A 23621-nucleotide genomic window follows, 5' to 3' on the forward strand; every position below is an offset into this window, starting at 1 on the left:
TAGTACCTGCTTTTGTTGGCAAAATCTCAACGGTTTTGGGAGTTTTGTCAACAAATGAGCGGTACTTTGTTTCGTCAGAGTCTCCAAGCAGATGATACGGCAGGCAGAACGTTCTTTGTTCCCTCGTTTACAATCATCCGCTTCGAGTGAAAAGGGGGAGAACCAATGGCTACGAATGTGTTCAAGAAGTATCTGTCACTGCTCGCGTTCACTGCGCCTGCCTTTGTCATCTATGCGATTTTCCTGCTGTATCCCACGTTTAGTGGCATGTTCTATAGTCTGACGGATTGGAACGGACTCAATCGGGATTACAGCTTTATCGGTCTGGGTAACTTTGTGGAATTGTTCAAAGAAGATCCAGACTTTCTGAACTCTCTGTGGTTCACGATGAAATATGTAATATTTATGCTGATTCTGCAAAATGGAATTGCCTTGCTGCTCGCTGTGTTGATTGAGTCACGAACGCGTAGCAAAGGGCTTTTCCGGACGCTGTTCTTCATGCCTAACATGATCAGTACAATCATCAGTGCTTTCATGTGGACATTCATCTTCTCTCAGGTGCTGCCACAGCTCGCAGAGAAACTGGCTTTTTCGTTCCTCGACCAGCAATGGCTGGGTGATCCGAAGTTTTCATTTTACTCTATCCTGATCGTATCGCTCTGGAACGGTGTAGGGTATATGATGATCATCTATCTGGCTGCTCTCCAGGGTGTGCCAAAAAGTCTCAAAGAAGCGGCTGTTATTGATGGGGCCAACGCATTCCAGGTGCTGTGCAATGTGGTGTTGCCGATGATTACTCATGCCGTGACCATCTGTTTCTTCCTGACGCTGAACGGAGCATTCAAAGTGTTTGAAGTGGTGTATGGACTGACTGGTGGTGGACCGGGCCGGGCCACGCAGGTGATCACGATGAATATCTATGAAGAAGCGTTCTCCAACAACTTCAGATATGGCTATGCGAGTGCCAAATCGGTTGTGCTGTTCATCATCGTACTCATCTTTACACTCATCCAGATCACCGTCATGAAGAAGAAAGAGGTGGAAGCATGAGGATGCAACGACTGAACAGTTATCTGATTCGACTGCTGCTGATTCTGGGTTCTCTCGTCGCTATGCTGCCGATCTACATGGCGGTTGTGAACTCTTTCAAAACACAGGGTGAGATGTTCCAATCTTTTCTCGCGCTGCCAACAACGTTGCACTGGGAGAATTATTCGGACGCGTTTAACAAAATCAATCTGTTGGGCAGTTCCATGAACTCGGCAATTGTATCCTTTCTGGGGATCGGGGGAATCGTCTTCTGTGCCTCACTTGCGGGATACAAGTTGTCACGTACCTCCGGCCGTTTGAGTAACCTGATCTTCTTCCTGTTTGTTGCATCCATGCTGGTGCCGTTCCACTCGATCATGATTCCGCTGACACGGGTAGCCAAAGGCATGGGGGTGCAAGGAAGCACGTACGGATTGGCCCTGATCTATATCGGACTTGGCGTGAACATGGCAATATTCCTCTATCACGGGTTTGTGAAGTCCATTCCGCGTGAATTGGAAGAATCAGCTCAGATGGACGGATGTAATGAGTTCCAGACATTCTTCCAGATTATCTTCCCACTCTTGCTGCCGATCACAGTCACCATCGCGATTCTGGACTTCCTGTGGATCTGGAATGACTTCTTGTTGCCACTGCTCATGCTGACCGATGTGAATCGTTATACGCTGATTCTGTCCACAAACATGCTGTTTGGTGAATATAATAAGGAATGGCCATTGATTCTGTCCTCCCTGGTACTGACTGCGATTCCGGTTATTCTGATCTATGCGTTCTTCCAGAAGTTCATCATGGAGGGCATTGCGGAGGGTGCGGTAAAAGGGTAAAACATTCATGGGAATCCCAAAGCACAGCTGGTATTTGTCCGCTCTGGTATTTGGCCAAACTTTCGAAACTTACGCGAATAGCCTTGATCTGAAGGACATGGTCCTTCCAGGTCAAGGCTGTTTTTTGGTTGTGAAATCAGGAAACAGCATTCGTCGTAGTCAGGAGCCAGAATCCATAAGCCTGTGGACAGCTTCTGCGAGGCATTGCAGTCCACGCTCCATCTCATCAGGGGAAGCATAAGCGTAAGAGAGCCGAATGTGACTCGCATCCAGCCGATCATACAGATAGCCAGGGTGGATAAGTATATCCTGCTCCAGACAGGTATGGAACAATTGACGGATAGAGAGCGGAGAGACAGTGAATTGCAGCCAGATGTAAAACCCGCCAGCGGGTATTTCCCACTCCGCAATGTCATGAAAGTACTGTCGCAACAGATCCAGCATGAAGTCTCTGCGTCTGCGTAGTTCAGGGCGAAGGCGTTCCATATGTCCAGCGTGATGTCCTTCGGCGAACCATAGGGCAGCAGCTTCTTGGGCGAGTGAACTGGTGCCGTAATCGGTCTGCATCTTGATATCGGCGAGACGGCGAATGACCGGCTCTGGCCCAACTAGCCATCCGAGGCGCAGACCGGGGCTGACTGCCTTTGACAGGGTGCCCATATGCAGCACCCGTCCTTCCTGGTCACGCGCCTTCAGCGATGACGGAGGAGGTTTATCCAACCACAGATCACTGTAGGCGGCATCCTCCAGTATGGAGATGCCTAGTGTTCGAGCGGTGGTCATCAGTTCTTCCCGGCGGTAATCACCCATCACAGAGCCGGTGGGATTATGGAAACTCGGGATCGTATAGAGAAGCGAGATGTGGTCTTGATCTTTGACATGCTGCGCCGCGTCCTCCAGACGTGCAATGTGTACGCCTTCGTTATCCATCGGGATACCACTCATTTTCAACCCTGCTGACTGAAAGGCGTGAATCGAATAGAGATACGACGGTTTTTCCAGCAGAACCGCTGATCCGCGAGGGAGCAGTCCGACCGAAATCAAATGCAGTGCCTGAAGAGAGCCCGATACGATCAGTATGGAATCTGGAGAGGCTTGAATGCCGGTAGTCTGCAAATGGACGGATAAAGCCTCACGAAGCTCTAGGCTTCCTTGAGGTTCCAGATAGTTAAGTGTACGAGAACGATGGGACAGGGAGTACAGAATGTCGTTGAAAGCATCCTGAGGCATCAGCTCCGGGGCAAGCTCCCCTGTACCGAGTCGTATGATGCCAGGTCGGAATTCAGCCTGATTAATCTGCTGGATCTCGGGCAGGTTGGGATAATACCAGCCCTCCTCAATGGCTTCATTCCAGTTGGGCATCGCTTCGTGAGCCATACCATGCCAACCGGAGCCGGAAATATAGGTTCCCCCGCCATGTCTGCCTTCAAGTAGACTCGCGGCGGCCAGATTATCCAGGGCGGTGACCAATGTACTGCGGTTTACGCCCATGGACTTAGCCCATAATCGCTGTGAGGGGAGACGATATCCTGCGGACCATTCGCCCGTTGTGATTTTCTGCCGGATATAGGCTTCAATCTGGCGATATAAGGGCAAGTCGAGAGAAGGGTTTGGCTTCCACCCCATGCTTAGCCGAGAATCAGAACGTTCCATAACTGGCAGAATCACCTCCGGTTTTCTTTGTAACAAACAATATATCATTTGGTTGGGTCTGATGCCATCCAAGTGGTTGGTTACGTCAGCCAACATCTGCCCTAATATGGAGGACAGAGATAAGGGGGAAGAACGATGGAGGTTGTTATTCATGCAGTGGTTCTGGCGTTTGGCCTGATCTTGCCACTGGGTGTGCAGAATGTATTTATTTTTAACCAGGGCATGAGCCAGAGGCGTTATATACATGCCCTGCCTGCTGTAATAACGGCAGGGGTCAGTGATACGTTGTTGATCGGGGCAGCCGTCGGAGGGGTGTCGCTCATTTTGCTGCAATGGCCATTGCTTGCGAATGTGTTGTATGGCGCAGGAAGCTTGTTTTTGCTGTATATGGCATGGAGTATCTGGAGGTCATCCGAATCTGTGGAAGGTTCGGGGACGGTAATGTCAGCGGGGCGACAGATTGCGTTTGCCGCATCGGTATCTTTACTCAATCCCCATGCTCTGCTGGACACGGTTGCCGTGATTGGCACCAGTTCACTTCAGTATGAAGGGGTGGAGCGCATCTATTTTGCCCTGACAGCCGCGGCTGTATCGTGGATATGGTTCTTGGGACTTGCAGGCGCAGGCAGGGTGATTGGCAGAACGGATCGAACTGGACGCATCAGTCTGGTGTTTAATCGGTTGTCCGCTGTGGTCATGGTTGGTTTGGCGGTTATGATGCTGTGGAAGCTCATCTATGCATAGAAGGACCGTGATATAGCGGGCTCATTTTATTTAAAATAAAAAAACTCCCCGTGACGTCTATCGCGCAGGGAGTTCCATGTGGATGCTGAATGTGATTATCAGCATGCCTGGTGATCAAGTTATTGAGTTGGAACTGTAGTGCTCGATAATGCATCGGTATTGCGTCTCTTATATATGGTTAGTCATTTGAGTTAAGTTCATCGTAATCGGATCTATTCCGCCTTCAGCAACATGGATTCAATAAACACTTTCAGATCACGGCTTACACTGTTCAACTGATCAATGACCTCGCTGAACTCGGTTACCAGCACAGCCTGTTGGTTGCTCGACTGTGAGATCGAAGTGATCTCCTGCTCCATCTGCTGAATGGAATGCTGAACATCCTTCAAGGAACGTTCGATATTCACCGTAGCTTCTTTGATACCCGTAGAAAGTTTCCGCACTTCAGATGCAACGACGCTAAATCCGGCGCCTGCTTCACCTGCTCGGGCTGCTTCGATGGCTGCATTCAGGCCTAGCAGATTGGTCTGTTCTGAGATTTCACGGATGAATGCGGCGACTTTGTTCACTTCGCCTGAGTTCTGCACAGCCATGCGGGTATTATCCAAAATCTGCGTGGAAGATGCCGTCAATTGCTCGGATTGGGCGGCTACCGTCTGCACCATATCTGTTAATTTTCCGCTGATACCGCCGATCAATTCAGTGAAGTACTCCAGTTTTTCCTCGTTCTGAAGAGAGAAACCAATGGCAAGTGTGCCCATGATATTTCCTTGTTCATCCCGAAGTGGGGTGGCCGCCGAGTTGATTGATGTGCCATAGAATTTCGCATCAATACGGTTCGCTGAAGTTTCCCCATGTATAAGTGCCCGGCGTAGTGTAGGGTCATCGAGGGAAACGGGGTCTCCAGCCTTGATGCCCAGATCGAGTTCGTTGCTGGGAACATAATACCAGAACTTCTCCGTGTCGGTTACCGCAATCATGATATCGTGTTCTTTCAGCATAATTTTAAAATATGGACTTGCTGCAACGAGTGCTTCAACGATGTTCAATAAGGTTCAGCTCCTATAATGTATGTGTATCATCTAGATGTATTGTATACATCGTCAGAATAAGGTTAATCTTGAAGGCCTGATAAGGGCATAACGTATATTAATTAAATTTTCAACAAATGAAACAGGAGAATTGATGATTTTCAGAAATTTATGAAAATATAACGAAAAAGCAGACAAGAACATCATGTTCTTGTCTGCTTTGGCTATCCACCTATGCCTTATGACACGCTCCACTTCACGTTATGAAAGCTGATTTACGTAAGGGGTCACCGCGCGAGCGTTACCTCATCCGTTGTGTGAAGAGGTCATCCTGACGGTAAAGATATATATCCATATGCAGGAATACGCGGTTGAGTTATATTGCGTACTGTTGTTATCCGCCAATCTGGGACATGCGGCGTACCGTCGGCGTGTGCGATTGCATTTTTTGTTCCAAAGCCAGAGCCATCTCATGATTCTTTGGTTTCGTACCCAGCGCTTTGAGGAAAAGTGCCGCCATAGCGTCCGGATCATCCACGAAGCGGCGAACATTATACTCATCGGACCAGTAGAGGCAGGCTTTGATATGTCCGTCAGCGGTCAGCCGAAGTCGGTTGCAATTGTCACAGAAGTGATCGCTTACGGGATGAATCAATCCAAATGTGCCTTCGGAGCCCGCAATTTTCATATTTCGTGATGGGCCATTGCCCGCAGGGCCTTTTGTATTTTCTACCGTCCAGCCTGCTTCAGCACATACATCAGTCACGGCTTCCAGCGGCAAATAGGATTTGCGCCATGAATCCGAAGCCTGTCCAATCGGCATATATTCAATAAATCGCACATGAAGAGGTTGATCAATCGTCATTGCAATAAAATCCTTGATCTCATCATCGTTGATACCCTTCATCAGCACAACATTCAGCTTGATCGGAGCAAGGCCAGCAGCTGTTGCAGCTTCAATGCCTTTCAGTACCTTGTTCACATCTCCGCCGCGGGTAATCATGGAGAAGCGATCAGCGCGCAGGGAATCCAGACTGATGTTAATCCGGTTCAACCCAGCATCTTTCAACGCCTGAGCTTGTTTGTCCAGCAGAAGAGCGTTGGTAGTCAGGGCAATATCGTCAATCCCGTCAATTGCCGAGATCATGCTGACGAGCTTGTGCAGATCCTTCCGTACCAGCGGTTCGCCCCCCGTGAGCCGAACTTTACGCATGCCCATCGGAGCAAGCACTTTCAGCACCTGTGCAATCTCTTCGTAGCTCATAATCTCATCATGTGGAGCAAACTCCATACCCTCTGCGGGCATGCAATACACACAGCGTAAATTACAGCGGTCCGTAACAGAAATACGGATGTAGTCATGTATCCGGCCAAATGAATCCTGAAGCAGTTCCATGCAGACCACCCTTTCATCGGTTCAGATTGGAAATCTTCTATTATAAATGATACGACAATTTCAAAAGGAACAGTTGCATCAAATTTTAGCTATTTCTCCAATCCGCGTCAACGATGACGTCAGATGACAGCATTTTTGGCGGGGTGATTCAGATGGAATTGTCCCACGAGTTGTTGCAGAAAGACCGTAATGGCTTCCACATTATGCGAAGAATGCTGAACCTGCAACATATCACGGATCAGCTCCATCATCTCTGCTTCTACCTCAGCAGAAGTCGCCCGATTCTGATGGCTGATTGCAGCAATATTCTCCATCAGCATGACCACTTGATCCACGACTTGTGTGCGCTCAGGTTCTTCAGCGGTAGCATTTTGCAAAAGTTGCGAAGCGGCCTGAACCAGTGTTGTACCTTCAGCCAGCACCTGATCTCCCTCTGTGATCAATTGAGATGCCGCTCCTGCTGCCGTTGAGATTCGGTCCAGAATCTGATGGATATTTTCAGTGGAAGAGCGGGATAGCTCGGCCAGCTTACGGATTTCCCCTGCCACGACTGAGAAGCCTTGGCCATGTTCGCCCACGCGTGCAGCTTCAATGGTGGCATTCAGAGCGAGCAGGTTGGTCTGAGCTGAAATCTCATCAATGACAGCCAGTGCACGGTAAATCTCTTTCATGGTATCCATGAAGGACAGGATGGTACGGTTGGTATCGGACACCGCTCCTGAGATTTGGGTCATTTTGTCGCCGATTCGTTCCACTTCCTGCTGAGCCACGCTGATCTGTTCGGTAGCAGAGGTCTCCAGTTGTTGTAGCGTTATGCGCATGTGATCAGCAGCGATCTTGGCCTGGTCAAGATCTTCCAGTTGGGTGCGAATGGCCTGAATCATCGAACCAAGCTTGTAGTTAACACGCTCAGTCGTACCTTGGGTTGTCTCTGTTGAAGTTCGCATCTGATACTGGTTGTCCATAACGTCTACCGTGGCAAGTTGTACCTTCAGCATAATGCCTTCCAGAGAGTCAATCATGTTGTTGATCCACTTCGCCAGTTCACCTGATTCGTCTTGGGCAAAAGCAGACGTGTCCAGGCGCTGGGTCAGATCACCCCTGCCTTCGGCGTTAATTCGAATAAATCGGCTGATGCGACGCAAGTCTTCATGAACCCGTTGATATTGGCTGCGATGCAGCTGTAATGCAGCGAAGAATCCAAATAACACGTTAAAAGCGGCCATTGCTGCCGCGCTCCAACCACTACCAGTGAAGGCATAGACAAGAGCTGCTCCTGCAACGCCTGACAAAAGCGTGAAGAGACTGTGTTGCTTGAACTGGCGCCAGCCGATGCTTCGTATCCGATACACTTCCTCCAGATCCCCTTCACACATCATGCCCCAGCGATCAGGACAGTGTGGCAGCTGAAAGGTGATGCCTTTGCCGATCACAGAAATATGGCGATAATCGGAGTAGCCAGGAAAAGCTACGAACAGATTGGAACCATTCTGAATGGTGTTTGCTACTCCGGGGTGTAGTTCTCCGGTCGACGGGTCAGTGAACATGAGTTCCAGCTCGGTATGCTCCTTGACGGAAACAATACCCCATTCGGTGGTGACACCATCTTTGAGATTTTCCCCATGTGTAAAAGTACGGTCCTCGAAGCGGCTTCGGGATAAGGCGGTGCCGGGTTGCAGATGGGGCCGTAATATCGACTCAGCCATAAAGAGGTAATTGTCACCGGAATCGGGATAGATATGACCTGATTCTCGTTGGATCAGGTCACCGAGTACATCCCCGGGAACACGGCTGCATAATGAACCGACATATCGACCTTCCTGCAGGATTGGGGAGATAAACAGCAAGGTGACATCATCGTGAAAAGCGGACGAGCGGGGACCAATATCCAACGTCAGTGGATCAGAATATGGACCATACAAGCATTTTTTGCCATGACGATCTGCTCTGGAGTATTTCAATCCTGGTCCAATTAAAGCTTCGTAATCTTCATAGATCTGTCCAATATGTTTCTTATATGTAGAGAATACCACCTGATTCTGTTCGTTCAGCATGAATAGCTCCGTACTGTCTACGGCTCGAATATAACTGGATTGAAACCATGTATCTAGTTTACTTCGTTGCTGTGAACCTTGTAATACATCTTGTAATCGGACCGACTGTATCTGTTGAAGCAAACGATCCAGGTGATTCCATTGTTCATCTGCCCAGTCCATCATAAGCTGCCGTCTCGTTTCGGCAATCCCCTCAAAAATCTGTTCCACATCTTCCTTTATATGTGCGTTCAACCGATACGATCGCCACAGCGGCAATCCTTTTCTCCATCCCAGCCAATCAAACATCATGACCACCCCGATTTCTGGATTCTCTATTCAATCTTTATACAAGAAAATGAGCAAGAATACGAGGGCATATGTCATATTTTCCGAATATTTAATCAATAAATACAAATGATTGTGCGCTTGTTGTTAGGTGAAATGAATGTTAGCTATCTACGAAGAAAACTCACATGTATGTATCTGAGAACCCGTCTCATTTTACATTGTGTAACATGAACAGGCCCATACTCAAAACGCACTGTATAATGTAATCCCCGCCCAAAGCGATATAGTATTATCTAACAAGCAAAACCTGTTACGTTTGTGTATATAAACCTCCCATTCAGCCTTGGTGTGTAATGAAAACAACTTCCCACAAAGGAGAATGCCCATGTCCTCCATATCCTCAGCCACAGTCCCCGAAGCCTGCCATATTGATGTAGATCATGTGTCCGTTGTTTTTGGTACAGGTACACAACAAGTGACTGCCTTGTCGGATGTTACATTCCAGATCCAGTCTAATGAGTTTGTCTCTCTGCTGGGCCCTTCCGGCTGTGGCAAGTCGACCTTGCTCCGGCTGGTGGGTGATCTACTTCAACCTACCTCAGGCACCGTACGCATTGCAGGTCAGGAGCCTGAGCGGGCTCGACTACAGCGACAGTTCGGCATCGTTTTCCAAACACCCGCCTTGTTCGATTGGCGCACCGTTCGTCACAATGTGGAATTGCCCTTGGAACTGCTGGGTACCCGCCGGAAGGAGTGCCGCCGCATTAGCGGTGAACTGCTTGAAATGGTAGGATTAACCCGCTTCGCAGACCATTATCCATGGCAGCTCAGTGGCGGAATGCAGCAACGTGTATCCATTGCACGTGCGCTTGCACTTGATCCACCATTGCTGCTCATGGATGAACCCTTCTCTGCCTTGGACGAATTCACGAAAGAAAAGCTTCAATTGGAGCTGCTTGAGATCAAGCGCTCAACAGGCAAGACCTTCCTCTTTGTCACACACAGCATCCCCGAAGCCGTATTTCTGTCCGACCGGATCATCGTACTCTCGGCACATCCGGGGCAAGTACATTCCATTCATTCCGTCAATCTGCCTTCCGAACGTCATAGTGAACTGAGAGAAACGGAAGCCTTCTACCACATGATCACAACCATTCGCAACTGCTTCTACGAGGAGCGTGATGAATCTCATGTCCCTGCGGTTCTTTAAACCGGGATATCGATCCTGGGTTGTCATCTGGATTATGGCCATATTGGTGCTATGGGAAGGAATCGCCTGGATGCTCCAACTGTTCCTGTCACCTCAGCAGGCGGCGTCTCGCCTTCCTTATCTGCATGATGTCCTTACTGCCTTGTTTCGCTACTCGGGTACGCTGGCAGGGCAGGGGGCTGTCACCTTTGGCAATGCAGCCATTGGTTTTGCTGGGGGAACGATGCTTGGTCTGGGTCTGGCTCTACTCATGAGCGGGGCTGTCTGGCTAGAGCGCACGTTATCGCCATATGTTGTCTCCTCACAGATGGTTCCGGTTATTGGTCTCGCACCAATCGTGTACGGCATCATCCACAACGCGGAGTGGGCGCGGATTGTTATGGCTGCGTATGTCACTTTCTTCCCGATCATCATCCATACGTTAAAAGGATTGAAAAGTGCAGCACCAGAGCATTTGGAGCTTATGCGTTCCTGTGGAGCTTCATTGACTGCACGATATATCAAATGTCTGCTGCCTTCTGCACTGCCGGGACTATTTTCCGGTATGAAAATAGCTGCTCCGCTGGCGGTGACCTCCTCCATCGTTGTGGAATTGATGGGGGCCCCCGATGGGCTCGGCGTCCTGATGGTCAGTTCGTTATATTACGGCCATGCCCAAGTTGGCATGTTCTGGGCAACCATCATGCTTAGCATTGGCATTGGCCTGATCTCATATCTGGCCATCAGTCTGGCTGAACGTTGGCTAACCCCTTGGCAGCCTGAATTCAGGACCAAAGGAGGTGATGCCATATGAGTGAAGGTAGAGTTTTGCAACGGAAGCGGGATGAAGGTGTAGCCATTGCTGCTGTAACTGGCGCGGCTACGAACCTCTCTGGTTCACAGATGACGACTGTTCCAGGTTCGGAAATTCATGGACAACAGGGACAAGCCGAAAAGGCCAGATTGGGCTCTGGCGTTCGCGGACGATCGGTTGCGCTGAGTATGCTTCCTTGGGGTGCGGGTGTGTTGTTTCTCGCCCTCTGGCAGCTCAGGGTGTTTCATTGGATATTTTCGTTGGAAAGCTACCAACTGCCCGTGCCTTCCGCCATTGCGGCATCCATTCAGGAAAATGCCAATATGCTCTTTCGATATGCGATGTACAGCGGAACCGAAATGCTGGGAGGCTTTTTGCTCGGTTCATTGTTGGGTGCTCTGGCGGCAGCGGGTGCATCGTTCTTTCCAACAAGCGGCAGGGCCGCGGTTACGGTTCTGTCTGCACTTAATGCTGTTCCGATCGTGGCCCTTGCCCCGATTATGAACAATTGGTTCGGTGATGGGATCTGGTCTCGTATTGCAGTCGTCACGGTGATTACGATGGCCGCCATGGCCGTCAGCCTGTTCAAAGGACTGACTTCCATTCAGCCGCAGTACAGTGATCTGCTGAGTGGTCTAGCCGCGAGCAGGATGCAGTTTTTTTGGAAGCTGAGACTGCCTCATGCGCTGCCTTCCCTCTTCGCCGGTCTGAAGATCAACATGTCGACCAGTATTATCGGGGCCATTGTGGGTGAATTTTTCATCGCCTCCCAGGGGCTGGGGTACTTGCTCTCGGATCAGATTCGACTGGCAAACATGCCCTTGGCCTGGTCCTGCATTGTCATCGCCGCCGCGCTCGGCATTGTGTTGTATGAAGCGGTTGTCCTGGCAGAAAAACGACTCATTCCGTGGAATCGTGCACGCACAGATCACTAACATACATCAGGGTATCAACCATCCATAGATCGTAATACGTGATTGAGGTTGTTCAAAAAGTCCACGGTACTGAAAAGTAGACTTTTTGAACACGGACTGATGCTAGATAAATCGTATATAAACAGGGGGTTGTTCTGTACATGTACAAAACGTTGAAGCCGGGTTTGCTGGTATTGGTCCTGTTGGTTGTTACGATGTTGGGCGCATGTTCTACGAAGTCCGAGCCGGCGGCTGAGCCTGTTGCTGCGAGTTCAGGAGGGGCGGGCGAAGCAGATCAACCCTTAACCAAAGTGAAAATTCAACTGAAATGGGTGCCGCAGGCGCAGTTTGCCGGGATCTATGCAGCGAAGGAAAAAGGTTTTTTTGCAGATGAAGGCATTGATGCCGAGATTATTCCGGGTGGTCCGGATATCGTGATAGAGCAGCAGGTGGTCAATGGTGCGGCCGATGTGGGCATTACGGGTGTAGACAGTTTGCTGGTCAGCCGGGATAACGGTCTGCCACTCGTCTCACTCGCCCAGATCTCACAGAAGAGTAGCTATCGCTTGATTGCCAAGAAGTCCCTAGGTATTACTGATCCGGCTCAGATGAAAGGCAAGAAGGTCAGTACCTGGTTTGGCAGTCAGCAGTTTCAGGTGCTCGCGTTCATGGAGAAGAATGGTCTGGATCCGAAGAAGGATATTGAACTGGTGAAGCAGGGGTTCACGATGGATCAGTTTTTCAACGATCAGGTAGATGTGGCGACGGCAACGATCTATAACGAATTTCACGTGGTGCTGGAAAGTGGGATGAAAGAATCCGATCTGGATGTGTTCAATATTGAAGATGCCGGTGTTGGGATGCTGGAGGATACGCTGATTGCCAAGAAGGATTGGGTAGACAACAACCGCGAGCTTGCGGTCAAAGTAACCCGTGCCATTCTGAAAGGTTGGAATTACGCCATCGACAATCAGGATGAAACGGTGGATATCGTGATGAGTAATGTGACGGATGGCAGCACCACCCGTGAACATCAGGTCACGATGCTCGAAGAGATTGCAAAGCTGATTCGCCCGGAAGGATTTACGGAGCAGCAAGTCGGCAGCTTTGTGGATGAGTCGTTTACCCGAACTGCGGATATTGCACTGAACTATGGTTTGATCAAAAAAGCCGCCAACCTGGATGAAGCGCTGGAGAAAAGCATCTATGAAGAAGCGGTGAAATAAGCGCGTGGAGGAGGATGACGAATGAGTTCTGTAGATCAGCAGCCCCAGCCGCTTGGCGGTACGAAGGAAGAATGGCTGGAGAAGGATCGCAAATACGTATGGCATCACATCTCGCCTCATAACGATCATCCAATGATTGCGGTAAGTGGGGAGGGCAGCTGGATCACCGATCAGGATGGTACGCGTTATCTGGATGCGATGTCGGGACTGTGGTGTGTGAATGTGGGGCATGGCCGGGAGGAGATTGCGAGGAGTGCCTACGAACAGATGAAAGCACTCGCTTATGTACCGATGACGCAGAGTCACGAACCGGCGATTTTGCTGGCGGAGAAGCTGAATGAATGGCTGGAGGGGGAGTATCGAATATTCTTCTCCAACTCAGGTTCAGATGCAAATGAGGTGGCTTTCAAAATAGCCCGTCAGTACCACCATCAGAATGGTGAGCCTACTCGGCACAAATTCATCTCCCGTCACCGTGCCTATCACGGTAACTCCATGGGAGCGCTGGGCGCCACTGGGCAAGCCGCACGCAAGATCAAATACGAGCCACTCGGCGTAGGTTTCTCTCATGTTCCACCACCGTATTGTTACCGCTGTCCGTTTGGACGAAAAAAGGATGGATGCGGACTCGAATGTGCAACCATCTATGAAGAGGTGATTCGTTGGGAAGGTCCTGAGACGGTTGCCGCAGTAATTATGGAGCCGGTGATCACAGGGGGCGGCATGATTGTACCCCCACCGGATTATATGCGTACCGTGCAAGAGATCTGTCAGCGCTATGGCGTGCTGCTCATTGTAGATGAGGTAATCTGCGGTTTTGGCCGATCTGGGCAGAAGTTTGGTCATCAGAACTATGGCGTACAGCCAGATATTGTGACGATGGCAAAAGGCATGACCAGTGCGTATTCGCCGCTATCAGCAACGGCGGTGCGAGCCGATCTGTACGACACGTTCCGGGAACCCGGCCCGGACACCCATTTTCGCCATGTGAATACGTTTGGCGGGAATCCGGTATCCTGCCGGGTGGCACTGGCGAATCTGGAGATTCTGGAACGAGAGAATCTGGTCAGCCGGGCGGAGGAACTGGGAAACCTGCTTCGTGAGAAGCTGGAACCTTTGCTGGAGTTGTTCATTGTGGGGGATATCCGTTCATTCGGATTCGCCTGTGGCATTGAATTGATTGAAGCAGACGGATCTCCTGCGGAGGCGGATAAAGTAATGAAGGTACTCGCCAGTTGTAAAAGGGATGGCATCCTGATTGGCAAGAACGGCGATACCGTACCGGGGTTTGCAAACATTTTGACGATCTCTCCACCGTTTGTTACCACCGAGGATGAGTTGGATCTGATCGCTGGAAGTTTACTCGTTGCGCTACGTAGTCTGGACGCAGGTTAGTTGCCATACACAGGTACGACAGACGTTTACGGTTTAGCAAGCGAGATGAAAATTTTCATATCATTACGCGAAAATAAGCGCAAGGAGGCGAGGAAGGATGCAGACCACAACAGGCAAACTCATTAATCAGCTTCGGCTGAATGAGCGAATTGAGCAGTTGTCACAGATTGGCCGAATCGCGGAGACGGGTGTTTGCCGACTTGCCCTGACCCCGGAAGATATGGATGGCATCATACAAGTTCGTCTCTGGATGGAAAATGCCGGTCTGACGACGCGACTTGATCCGTTTGGCAATCTGATTGGTCGTCTGGAGGGTGCGGATCAGGCGCTGCCGCTCCTCATGATTGGTTCCCACATCGACTCTCAGCCTTATGGCGGTCGATATGATGGAGCGATTGGTGTGCTAGGCGCGCTCGAAGCAGTGCAATGCCTGATCGAAAATGGCATTCAGCCCCTAATGTCAATTGAGATAATTGCCTTTTGCGACGAAGAGGGTTCCCGTTTTAACAAAGGCCTTTTCGGCTCACGTGGCATAACGGGTCAGTTGGAAGAAGGCGAACTGGAGCGGCAGGATAAAAATGGAGTGACCCGCCGGGAGGCACTGGAAGCCTTTGGCTGTTCTCCTTCGGATTTTGAAGAGGCGATCTATCCGCCAGGTTCCATAGGCAGTTATCTGGAGTTGCACATTGAGCAGGGGCCGGTGCTGGAAGCGATGAATGCACCAGTAGGTCTGGTGACGGGCATCTCGGGTCCGTTGTGGCTTACGGTGACGATGAAAGGCATGGCGGGTCATGCCGGCTCCGTTCCGATGGGAATGCGGCATGATGCTCTGGTAGGTAGCGCCAAAGTCATTGCGGCTTTTGACGATATGGTGAGAGAAGACCCGGAAGCTCCAACTGTAGGTACGGTGGGAAGTCTGAGGGTGTTTCCAGACTCGCGTAACATTATCCCGGAGGAAGTCAGCTTCACGGTTGATTTACGAGACATGGAGATGGAACGCAGGAACCGGCTTGAAGCCCGATTGATGAACATTTTGGATGACGTGAGTTTCCGATATGGTCTAACCTACTCGCTGACAGAGGATACGAATAGTGAGCCGCGGTATTGTGCAGAGTCAATCAAGTCGGTGATTCGTTCATCCGCGGAAGAGATCGGGGTTACTTTGCCAGAACTGATGAGTGGTCCGTTCCATGATGCGTTGGCCCTTTCGCTTGTGTGTGATTATGGCATGATCTTTGTCCGCAGCAAAGACGGCATCAGTCATCATCCCAGCGAATATTCCTCCCCGGAGGATATTGGACTCGGCACGGAAGTCTTATATCGCACCATTCGGAGGATGTGTAGTGGAATGAACCAACCAATCATTTTACCTGAGGAGGCGTTGTGACGTTATGAGCAAAATCAGCATCGGATTAATCCAGGCTTCCCATGAGATTGAAGGGTCGGCTCCCGTTGAGGTACATAAGGAGGCTGCGGTTCAGAAACACATTGCGCTGGTCCGTGAAGCGGCTGCAAGAGGCGCTAAGATCATCGGGTTGCAGGAAGTATTCTATGGGCCGTACTTTTGCACAGAGCAGAATCCCAAATGGTATGCATCCGCTGAACCGGTGCCGGAAGGGCCAACGACCAGACGTTTTCAGGAACTGGCGAAGGAGCTTGCGGTGGTGATTATTTTACCTGTGTACGAGGTGGAGGGCATTGCTTCGTATTACAATACGGCAGCCGTTATTGATGCGGATGGTACGTATCTGGGCAAATACCGCAAACATCATATCCCGCATGTGGAAGCAGGTGAGGGTACGAATGGGTTCTGGGAAAAGTATTATTTCAAACCAGGTAACCTTGGGTTTCCGGTTTTTGATACGGCCTACGCCAGAGTGGGTGTGTACATCTGTTATGATCGTCATTTTCCGGAAGGCGCACGATTGCTCGGGTTGGCGGGGGCAGAGATTGTTTTCAATCCGTCCGCTACGGTTGCGGGGACATCGGAATATCTGTGGAAACTGGAACAGCCCGCTCACGCGGTAGCTAACGGCTATTATGTAGCGGCCATCAACCGGGTTGGCGTGGAAGCGCCATGGAATATGGGTGAATTTTATGGACAGTCGTACCTGGTCGACCCGCGAGGCAGAATGGTAGCGATAGGCAGCCGGGATCAGGATGAGGTCGTCATTGGCGAGATGGATACGGAGATGATTCGTGAGGTACGTAATGTGTGGCAGTTCTACCGAGATCGCAGGCCGGAAACGTACGAACATCTGGTTAGTCTGTAAAAGTAGCTGGAAGCTGCGCGGATCAAACTTCAGGAGGTGCATGACATTGATGAACAGCTCAGGAACAACGTTATCCGATTATGGGTGGGAGAGTCGTTTCGCCGAGATGAAACCCGCCATGACAGGCAAGGAAGCGATAGAGGAATCAAACCGCTGTCTGTACTGTTACGATGCACCTTGTATCAAAGCCTGTCCAACCGACATTAATATCCCTTCTTTTATTAGCAAAATATCCACAGGGCACCTGAAAGGTTCGGCCCGCACCATCATGGATGCAAATCCGGTTGGAGCCAGCTGCGCACGCGTGTGTCCCACAGAGGAATTGTGTGAAGGTGCATGTGTGCTGAACGAATCGTCGAAGCCGATTCGCATTGGTGACTTGCAGCGTTACGCCACCGACTGGGCGCGGGCGAAGAATGAGCCGTTATTCCAGGCAGCACCTGCCAATGGGAGAACCGTTGCTGTTGTGGGAGCGGGGCCAGCAGGACTGTCGGCAGCACGTGAACTGGGGCGTGCAGGATATGAGGTGACGATCTATGAAGCAAAACCCAAAGGCGGGGGGCTGAACACGTATGGCATCGTATCTTTCCGTTTGCCCGAATCGGTTGCGCTATGGGAAGTGGAGCAGGTGGAGGCACTTGGTGTGCAGATCCGTTATGGGGTGCGCATCGGTGTGGATATTCCTGCTTCGCAGTTGCTGGAGCAACATGAAGCGGTCATTCTAGCCTGTGGCATGGGTTCAGTACCTATGCTGGGCATTGAAGGGGAGACACTCGAAGGTGTCTATGATGCGATTGAACTGGTGGAGTCTACCAAGCAAGGTGTTCCACCCGCTTTGAATGGTCTGAAGGTCGCCGTTATTGGCGCGGGTAATACGGCGATAGATGCAGCAACCTGTTCGGTACGTCTTGGTGCCGAGCGGGTGCAGATGTTATATCGGCGCGGGGAAAGCCAGATGACGGCGTATGCGTTTGAATATACTTTTGCCAAGCAGGAGGGTGTGGAGTTCCGCTGGTTTACGATGCCGCAGCGTATCATTGGAGACGAGAACGGTCGGGTCCAAGCTGTGGAATGCGTGAAAATGGAGTTGATTACTCCGCCTGGAGGTGGGCGTGCGTTGCCCGTGCCTGTGGAGGGATCGGAGTTCATGATTGAATGTGATACGGTCATCCGGGCGATTGGGCAGCATCGGTTATTACCATTAATCGAAGCGTTTGGGCTGCGTCACCAATGGGGCGTCGTTGAGATCGAACCGCATACGTACCGTACCTCGCATCCTCAGATCTATGCGGCAGGAGATGTCATTTTTGGTCAGGGCCAGGGTGAGGCGATGGTTGTCTCGGCTGCACAGCAGGGTAAGCTAGCTGCCGCCGCAGTCATGAAGGCGTTGCCTGGACAGGTGGAAGAGACGGCGTGAGTTGTGAGCGAGACAAGGAAAAGTGGAGAGTACACGGAAACCGTGCAATGAAAGGGTGTAAGGAGAGAATACAAGGAGAGGCGAGGGTGGGAGGGCGCAAGGGACTGCTAGAGTGATAGAGGTGTAGATCAGATCTGAGCAAGAAGTGTGGGTACATCAAATTCTCGTGTACCTGACACGCTAACGAACCCTACACACCTTATAGTGGCAATTACCGAGGATTGGAAAATTTAACGAATCTCACACGTCTTATTTTGACGAATACCTGTTGAAATGAAGCCGAAATGAGCGATTACAGCCAAATAAGCTTTCTACGATTCGTTAGATTTTTAAAGTGCCGCTAATGAGCCCAATAAGAGGTGTACGGTTCGTTAGAATTTAGGTGTTATCCAGAAACCCCACTACTACGCAGAGATCCTGAGCACGACCAAATATCCAGTACAACGATAAAAATTGAACTAAACATTTACACGAAACGGAGAGGGCAGAAAGAACCTGAAGAAGCGGAGCTAAAAGCTTTCTGAAGGAAAGCTGCATCGCAAGCATACGCTTGCCTTTATCCCCGGATTTTCCCTTTATAAAAGGAATCAAAAAAATCTGGAGATAACAGCGATCGGAAGGTTATTCTGTCATCGGAGTGTCCAGTGTAACTAATATGTTCAAACAACACCAAGGAGGGATCGTTATGGCTGACTTATCCATTAATCTGGCAGGTATTCGATCACCCAATCCATTCTGGCTGGCTTCTGCACCCCCAACCAATACGGGATATCAGGTCCAGCGTGCGTTCGAAGCGGGCTGGGGTGGCGCGGTGTGGAAGACGCTGGGTGAGCCAATTATCAATACATCCTCGCGTTTCGCGGCGGTCCATTTTGGTGGGCAACGGGTGGCGGGGTTTAATAATATTGAATTGATATCCGATCGTCCGCTGGAAGTGAATCTGCGGGAGATCGCCGAGACCAAGAAACGCTTCCCGGACCGTGCGGTTATCGCTTCACTGATGGTGGAACCTACGCGGGAGAAGTGGCATGAGATTGTGAAAAAGGTGGAGGCTGTCGGTGTGGACGGCCTGGAGCTGAACTTTGGCTGCCCGCATGGCATGGCTGAACGTGGCATGGGAGCTGCCTCCGGTCAGCAACCTGACCTGGTCGAACTACAGACGATGTGGGTGAAGGAAGTGGCGACCACACCGGTGATTGTGAAGCTCACGCCGAATATCACGGATATTACGGCGACAGCCCGGGCAGCTGTACGAGGTGGCGCGGATGCGATCTCCCTGATCAATACAATTAACTCCCTGGCAGGTGTGGATCTGGATTCGTGGAATACCGTGCCCCATGTGGGCGGCAAAGGAGCGCATGGTGGATACTGTGGCCCAGCTGTGAAGCCAATTGCACTGAACATGGTTGCGGAGTGTGCACGTAATCCGGAGGTGGGTGTGCCAATCTCTGGCATAGGCGGCATATCTGATTGGCGGGATACCGCAGAGTTTCTGCTCATGGGCGCTACAGGGGTTCAGGTATGTACCGCAGCGATGCATCATGGATTCCGTATTGTGGAGGACATGATTGATGGGCTGAACGATTATCTGGATGAAAAGGGTCTGAGCAGTGTAGCAGAACTGGTAGGTCAGACGGTTCCACGTTACTCGGATTGGGGCAATCTCGATCTGAACTACAAAGTGGTCGCCCGCATCAACCGCGATGTCTGCATCAATTGCAACAAATGCCATATTGCTTGTGAGGACACCTCGCATCAGTGTATTGATATGTTGACCGACCCGTCCGGCTCCTATCTGGAAGTGGTGGAAGAGGACTGTGTTGGCTGTAATCTGTGTTCGATTGTTTGCCCGGTGGATGGGGCGATTGAGATGGTTGAGCTTGTGCCTGAGCAGGAACCTGTAACCTGGAATGAACGTCAGTCTGCGATTGCGATGTTGCAATCGGTTAGAGATCAATCAACCAAGGAGGCGATATCATGAGTACCCGCAAATTGATTCGTAATGGTGTGTTGGTCACGGCGTCGGATACCTTTGAAGCAGATATTTTGATCGAAAAGGGTAAAATCACACAGATTGGCATCGGACTGGTGCCAGACGAACGAATGGAGGTTGTAGATGCATCGGGCTGTTATGTCATTCCGGGCGGGATCGACCCGCATACGCATCTGGATATGCCCTTCGGTGGAACGTTAACGGCGGATGATTTTGCGACGGGAACGACAGCAGCGGCTTTTGGCGGTACAACAACGATCATTGATTTTTGTCTGACACAAAAAGGCCGTCCATTAATCGAATCTCTCCAGGAGTGGCATGCCAAAGCCGAGGGTAAAGCTGCCATCGACTACGGTTTCCATCTCATGATTGGCGAGATGAATGATCAGGTGCTGGAAGAGCTGCCGCAGATCATTGAAGAAGAGGGTGTGTCATCCTTCAAGGTGTTCATGGCGTATAAAAACCAGTTTCAGGCCGATGACGGGATTCTCTTCCAGACGTTGCAAAAGGCAAAAGAGTACGGCGCACTCGTCATGGTTCATGCCGAGAACGGGGATGTCATTGACCTGCTGGTTCGACAGGCGCTCGCCGAAGGGCGCACGGAGCCGATTCATCATGCGCTGACTCGTCCATCCATGCTGGAGGGAGAAGCAACAGGGCGTGCGGCGCGTCTGGCTGCACTTGCGGATTCACAGCTGTATGTGGTGCACGTGACCTGTGCGGAAGCAGTGGAGCAAATTGCGCGTATGCGTGAAATGGGCTACCGGATCTGGGGGGAGACCTGTCCTCAGTATTTGACACTGGATCAATCGATCATGGATCAGCCGGACTTTGAGGGTGCAAAGTATGTTTGGTCACCTCCGCTGCGGGAAGCAGCACATCAGGAAGTGCTGTGGAATGCATTGAAAAGTGGTCAACTGCAAACGATTGGCTCCGATCATTGCTCGTTTAATTTCAAAGGGCAGAAGGACTTGGGCAAGGATGATTTTAGCAAAATTCCTAACGGGGGGCCTGTCATCGAAGATCGTCTCAGCATCCTGTATTCCGAAGGTGTAGTCAAAGGAAGGATCACACTGAATCAGTGGGTTGATCTATGTTCGACAAGAGCGAGCAAGTTATTTGGACTATTTCCGCAGAAAGGGACTCTCGCTGTCGGGACAGACGCGGATATCGTTATTTTTGACCCCTCTGTAAACAGGGTGATCTCGGCAGATACGCATCATATGAACGTGGATTACAGTGCATTTGAAGGTATGCAGGTACAGGGATGTCCGGTGACGGTGTTGTGCCGCGGGGAGTATGTCATTCGAGATCGGCAGTATACCGGAACAGCAGGGGCAGGCCAATATGTGAAGCGCAACAAGTATGATGCAGGCGCGCCCATACCGATGAAACATCCTGTGACGGCAGTGAATGGAGGGAGAAGCTGATGTCGGATCATGATGTGTTTGAGACCGAGAGGATCGCCATAGAGCGAATGGTTGCACAGGGTTATCGGATCTATGCGGTACGGGAACATCTGGAGGGTGCTCACGTCATATGGGGGCACCCGGATCTTCCCGAAGAGAAACAAGAGCAATACGTAGGCACGGCGTCTGGACGGAAGTGGTTCAGTCACATCCTGATTCGCCAGCTTCAGGAGCAACGGGGAGCGTAGACCATACTGAAGCTTTTCATGCGATCGGGCCGTGTACGTACTCATAAGCGTAGATGGCAAGTTCGATCGCGACCCTTTTCTCGGGGAGGATATAGTCTTCTCCCAAAAGGGCTTCGATTTTGTCCAAACGGTGATACAGTGTCTGTCTGACGATATATAGAGCGGTGGCCGTCTCTTGCTTGGAGCAGCACAGGACCAAATATTGCTTGAGGGTCCGCAGCAGCTGACCTCCTTTCTCCACGTCGTAACGAATGAGCGGCCCCAAATATTCTTCGATGAAATCATCCAGATTGCCACTCTGCTTCATATTAGCGATGATGCGGTAACAATGAAGATTACTGTAAAAGGGCTGCTGCATCACACCGATGTCCTTCTGAATTCGCAGTGTCTCCTTCGCGGATTCCAGACTATCCTTGAGACGGGAGAGGTCTGTGCAGTTATGACTGATACCGATCAAGCCTGAGAAGAGGCAGTGGGTCTGTTCCTGCTCGTGCTGCTGCAGCTGTTCGATGCAGCGCCAGAGACTGCTTTTGCGCTGAGATCCAGGTAGTGGGTCGAGAATGATAAGAATGATCTGGTGGTTCAGAACGGTGCTGTAGAGGGTGAAGTTCTCCCGAGCAAATACCGACCGGGCGACGATGTTACGTTGGATCAACAACTTCTGAAGTCTGAGGCTATCTGTGTATGCTGGATTGTTGTCGAATAAAATAATAGTGGCTTTGCTCGTTGCGAGAAGGGGATTAACGGTAGATATATATTCATGGATTTCCTTCGTGGAGTGGTGTCCGTTAAGCCAATCAATGACCCACATATCTTCTTTGTAGCGGCGTTTCTCTTCCATGTATTTGGTTCGCATCCAGTCCTGAGCAATCGCGGCCGCGCATCGTTCCAGTGCCTGAATGACGAATTCATCCGAAGGTTTGATCGGTATGCTTGAATCTTGATCCGTCAGCTTTTGATGCATCAGCACAAGGTCGGCAAAGGTGTAGTCCAACGCCTGAACAGGCATGCTGATCACATCCAATGTGTTATCTGACAGCTGCATTAAATTCGGAATATCCTCCCCCGCCAAATGTTCCCGCTGCAAAAACCAATCCTGCCGTCGCTTCTCCAGCTGCTCTGGAGAGCAGTAGGGAACGCTACTTGCTTCCCCTTCAAGTGGATATAACGCCACGGCATATCCGGTTGTTCGTGACAATAATCGAAGCAGAGGTTGTACGCCATCTCCATTCAGAAGAAGTTGGTTAAATGAGGTGGTGAGACTATCGAGTTCAGCGATCATCCGCTGATGACTGCGAATCAGGGTGAAATGCAGGTCTTGCGTAATATCGATATAACGGACTTGTTCGTGAAACCAGATCAACGGAAAATCCGCTGCTACTGCAATTTCTTTCATAGCCCTGAGTTGCGACTTGGTGTGATCCCCCAGTTCCATACAGAGTCCGGCAGCCCCGCGTGCAATTAACTGACGCAAAAAAGACAGGCCTTGCTGCTCACCCTCCTGCCAGCCAATGCCTGTTGTCAGCACCAATTCCCCGCCATTGAGCAAGTCCCCCACCTCGGGAACCTCCATGATATGAACCCAGCGAACATACCGCTCCAGCGCACGATCACTGGCCAGGACTTCTGCCTTGCGAAACACAGGACGTTTTAACATGTCTCTGACTTGAATATGAAGCGTTGTCTCCCCCACACAACCACCATCCTTCCCAAATCACATG

At 50.7% G+C, this 23621-nt stretch carries 19 protein-coding genes; 14 read left to right on the forward strand and 5 right to left on the reverse strand.

What is annotated here, in order from left to right:
- Nucleotides 1-165 precede the first annotated feature (165 nt).
- Nucleotides 166-1050: a sugar ABC transporter permease gene (locus MHB71_RS27720; RefSeq protein ID WP_340028215.1), complete on the forward strand. Its 885-nt coding sequence runs from the start codon at nt 166-168 to the stop codon at nt 1048-1050.
- On the forward strand, nt 1047-1874 hold the full coding sequence (locus MHB71_RS27725; RefSeq protein WP_047840740.1) for a carbohydrate ABC transporter permease: 828 nt from the start codon (nt 1047-1049) through the stop codon (nt 1872-1874). The genes MHB71_RS27720 and MHB71_RS27725 overlap by 4 nt, the downstream gene beginning before the upstream one ends.
- Nucleotides 1875-2033: 159 nt before the next feature.
- Here MHB71_RS27725 and MHB71_RS27730 read toward each other — a convergent pair whose 3' ends face one another.
- A complete protein-coding gene (locus tag MHB71_RS27730) occupies nt 2034-3527 on the reverse strand; it encodes a PLP-dependent aminotransferase family protein (RefSeq protein WP_340028216.1) in 1494 nt (497 codons plus the stop codon).
- Nucleotides 3528-3662: 135 nt separating this feature from the next.
- Here MHB71_RS27730 and MHB71_RS27735 point away from each other — a divergent pair, with 135 nt between their 5' ends.
- Nucleotides 3663-4271 (forward strand): LysE/ArgO family amino acid transporter, encoded by a 609-nt coding sequence (locus MHB71_RS27735; protein WP_340028217.1) that lies wholly within the window; start codon nt 3663-3665, stop codon nt 4269-4271.
- Nucleotides 4272-4483: 212 nt separating this feature from the next.
- On the opposite strand, the gene MHB71_RS27740 is transcribed toward MHB71_RS27735, so the two are convergent.
- The 3 genes from MHB71_RS27740 to MHB71_RS27750 form a co-directional block, all read right to left on the reverse strand.
- Nucleotides 4484-5320: a methyl-accepting chemotaxis protein gene (locus tag MHB71_RS27740; RefSeq protein ID WP_340028218.1), complete on the reverse strand. Its 837-nt coding sequence runs from the start codon at nt 5318-5320 to the stop codon at nt 4484-4486.
- Nucleotides 5321-5696: 376 nt separating this feature from the next.
- Complete coding sequence (gene moaA / locus MHB71_RS27745; protein WP_340028219.1) at nt 5697-6698, reverse strand: GTP 3',8-cyclase MoaA; 1002 nt, start codon at nt 6696-6698, stop codon at nt 5697-5699.
- A gap of 119 nt (nt 6699-6817) precedes the next feature.
- On the reverse strand, nt 6818-9043 hold the full coding sequence (locus MHB71_RS27750; RefSeq protein ID WP_340028220.1) for a methyl-accepting chemotaxis protein: 2226 nt from the start codon (nt 9041-9043) through the stop codon (nt 6818-6820).
- Between the two features lie 364 nt (nt 9044-9407).
- Between MHB71_RS27750 and MHB71_RS27755 the strand changes: the two genes are divergently transcribed.
- The 11 genes from MHB71_RS27755 to MHB71_RS27805 all read left to right on the forward strand — a co-directional run bounded on the left by MHB71_RS27755 (nt 9408) and on the right by MHB71_RS27805 (nt 21900).
- Nucleotides 9408-10232 carry an ABC transporter ATP-binding protein gene (locus tag MHB71_RS27755; RefSeq protein WP_100528372.1) on the forward strand — a complete coding sequence of 275 codons (825 nt, stop codon included), beginning with the start codon at nt 9408-9410 and terminating at the stop codon, nt 10230-10232.
- Nucleotides 10213-11025 (forward strand): ABC transporter permease subunit, encoded by an 813-nt coding sequence (locus MHB71_RS27760; RefSeq protein ID WP_340028221.1) that lies wholly within the window; start codon nt 10213-10215, stop codon nt 11023-11025. Before MHB71_RS27755 ends, MHB71_RS27760 begins: the two co-directional genes overlap by 20 nt.
- Nucleotides 11022-11960, forward strand: a complete 939-nt coding sequence (locus MHB71_RS27765) for an ABC transporter permease (RefSeq protein ID WP_340028222.1) — start codon at nt 11022-11024, stop codon at nt 11958-11960. The genes MHB71_RS27760 and MHB71_RS27765 overlap by 4 nt, the downstream gene beginning before the upstream one ends.
- A 140-nt stretch (nt 11961-12100) precedes the next feature.
- Nucleotides 12101-13165, forward strand: coding sequence for an ABC transporter substrate-binding protein (locus MHB71_RS27770; protein ID WP_282320062.1), 1065 nt, complete (start codon nt 12101-12103; stop codon nt 13163-13165).
- A 21-nt stretch (nt 13166-13186) separates the two neighbouring features.
- A complete protein-coding gene (locus tag MHB71_RS27775) occupies nt 13187-14560 on the forward strand; it encodes an aspartate aminotransferase family protein (RefSeq protein WP_340028223.1) in 1374 nt (457 codons plus the stop codon).
- Nucleotides 14561-14657: 97 nt separating this feature from the next.
- On the forward strand, nt 14658-15947 hold the full coding sequence (locus tag MHB71_RS27780; protein WP_340028224.1) for a M20 family metallo-hydrolase: 1290 nt from the start codon (nt 14658-14660) through the stop codon (nt 15945-15947).
- 4 nt (nt 15948-15951) lie between these two features.
- Nucleotides 15952-16833, forward strand: coding sequence for a nitrilase-related carbon-nitrogen hydrolase (locus tag MHB71_RS27785; RefSeq protein ID WP_036612648.1), 882 nt, complete (start codon nt 15952-15954; stop codon nt 16831-16833).
- A gap of 49 nt (nt 16834-16882) precedes the next feature.
- Nucleotides 16883-18250 carry an NAD(P)-dependent oxidoreductase gene (locus MHB71_RS27790; protein WP_340030233.1) on the forward strand — a complete coding sequence of 456 codons (1368 nt, stop codon included), beginning with the start codon at nt 16883-16885 and terminating at the stop codon, nt 18248-18250.
- 685 nt (nt 18251-18935) lie between these two features.
- Nucleotides 18936-20231, forward strand: coding sequence for an NAD-dependent dihydropyrimidine dehydrogenase subunit PreA (preA, locus tag MHB71_RS27795; protein ID WP_076319240.1), 1296 nt, complete (start codon nt 18936-18938; stop codon nt 20229-20231).
- Nucleotides 20228-21673 (forward strand): dihydropyrimidinase, encoded by a 1446-nt coding sequence (hydA, locus tag MHB71_RS27800; protein WP_340028225.1) that lies wholly within the window; start codon nt 20228-20230, stop codon nt 21671-21673. Before preA ends, hydA begins: the two co-directional genes overlap by 4 nt.
- A complete protein-coding gene (locus tag MHB71_RS27805) occupies nt 21673-21900 on the forward strand; it encodes a hypothetical protein (protein WP_047840726.1) in 228 nt (75 codons plus the stop codon). The genes hydA and MHB71_RS27805 overlap by 1 nt, the downstream gene beginning before the upstream one ends.
- A 16-nt stretch (nt 21901-21916) precedes the next feature.
- On the opposite strand, the gene MHB71_RS27810 is transcribed toward MHB71_RS27805, so the two are convergent.
- A complete protein-coding gene (locus MHB71_RS27810; RefSeq protein ID WP_340028226.1) occupies nt 21917-23593 on the reverse strand; it encodes a PucR family transcriptional regulator ligand-binding domain-containing protein in 1677 nt (558 codons plus the stop codon).
- Between the last annotated feature and the right edge of the window lie 28 nt (nt 23594-23621).

The sequence above is a fragment of the Paenibacillus sp. FSL H7-0940 genome (assembly GCF_037979415.1).
In the GTDB taxonomy this organism is placed as follows: domain Bacteria; phylum Bacillota; class Bacilli; order Paenibacillales; family Paenibacillaceae; genus Paenibacillus; species Paenibacillus amylolyticus.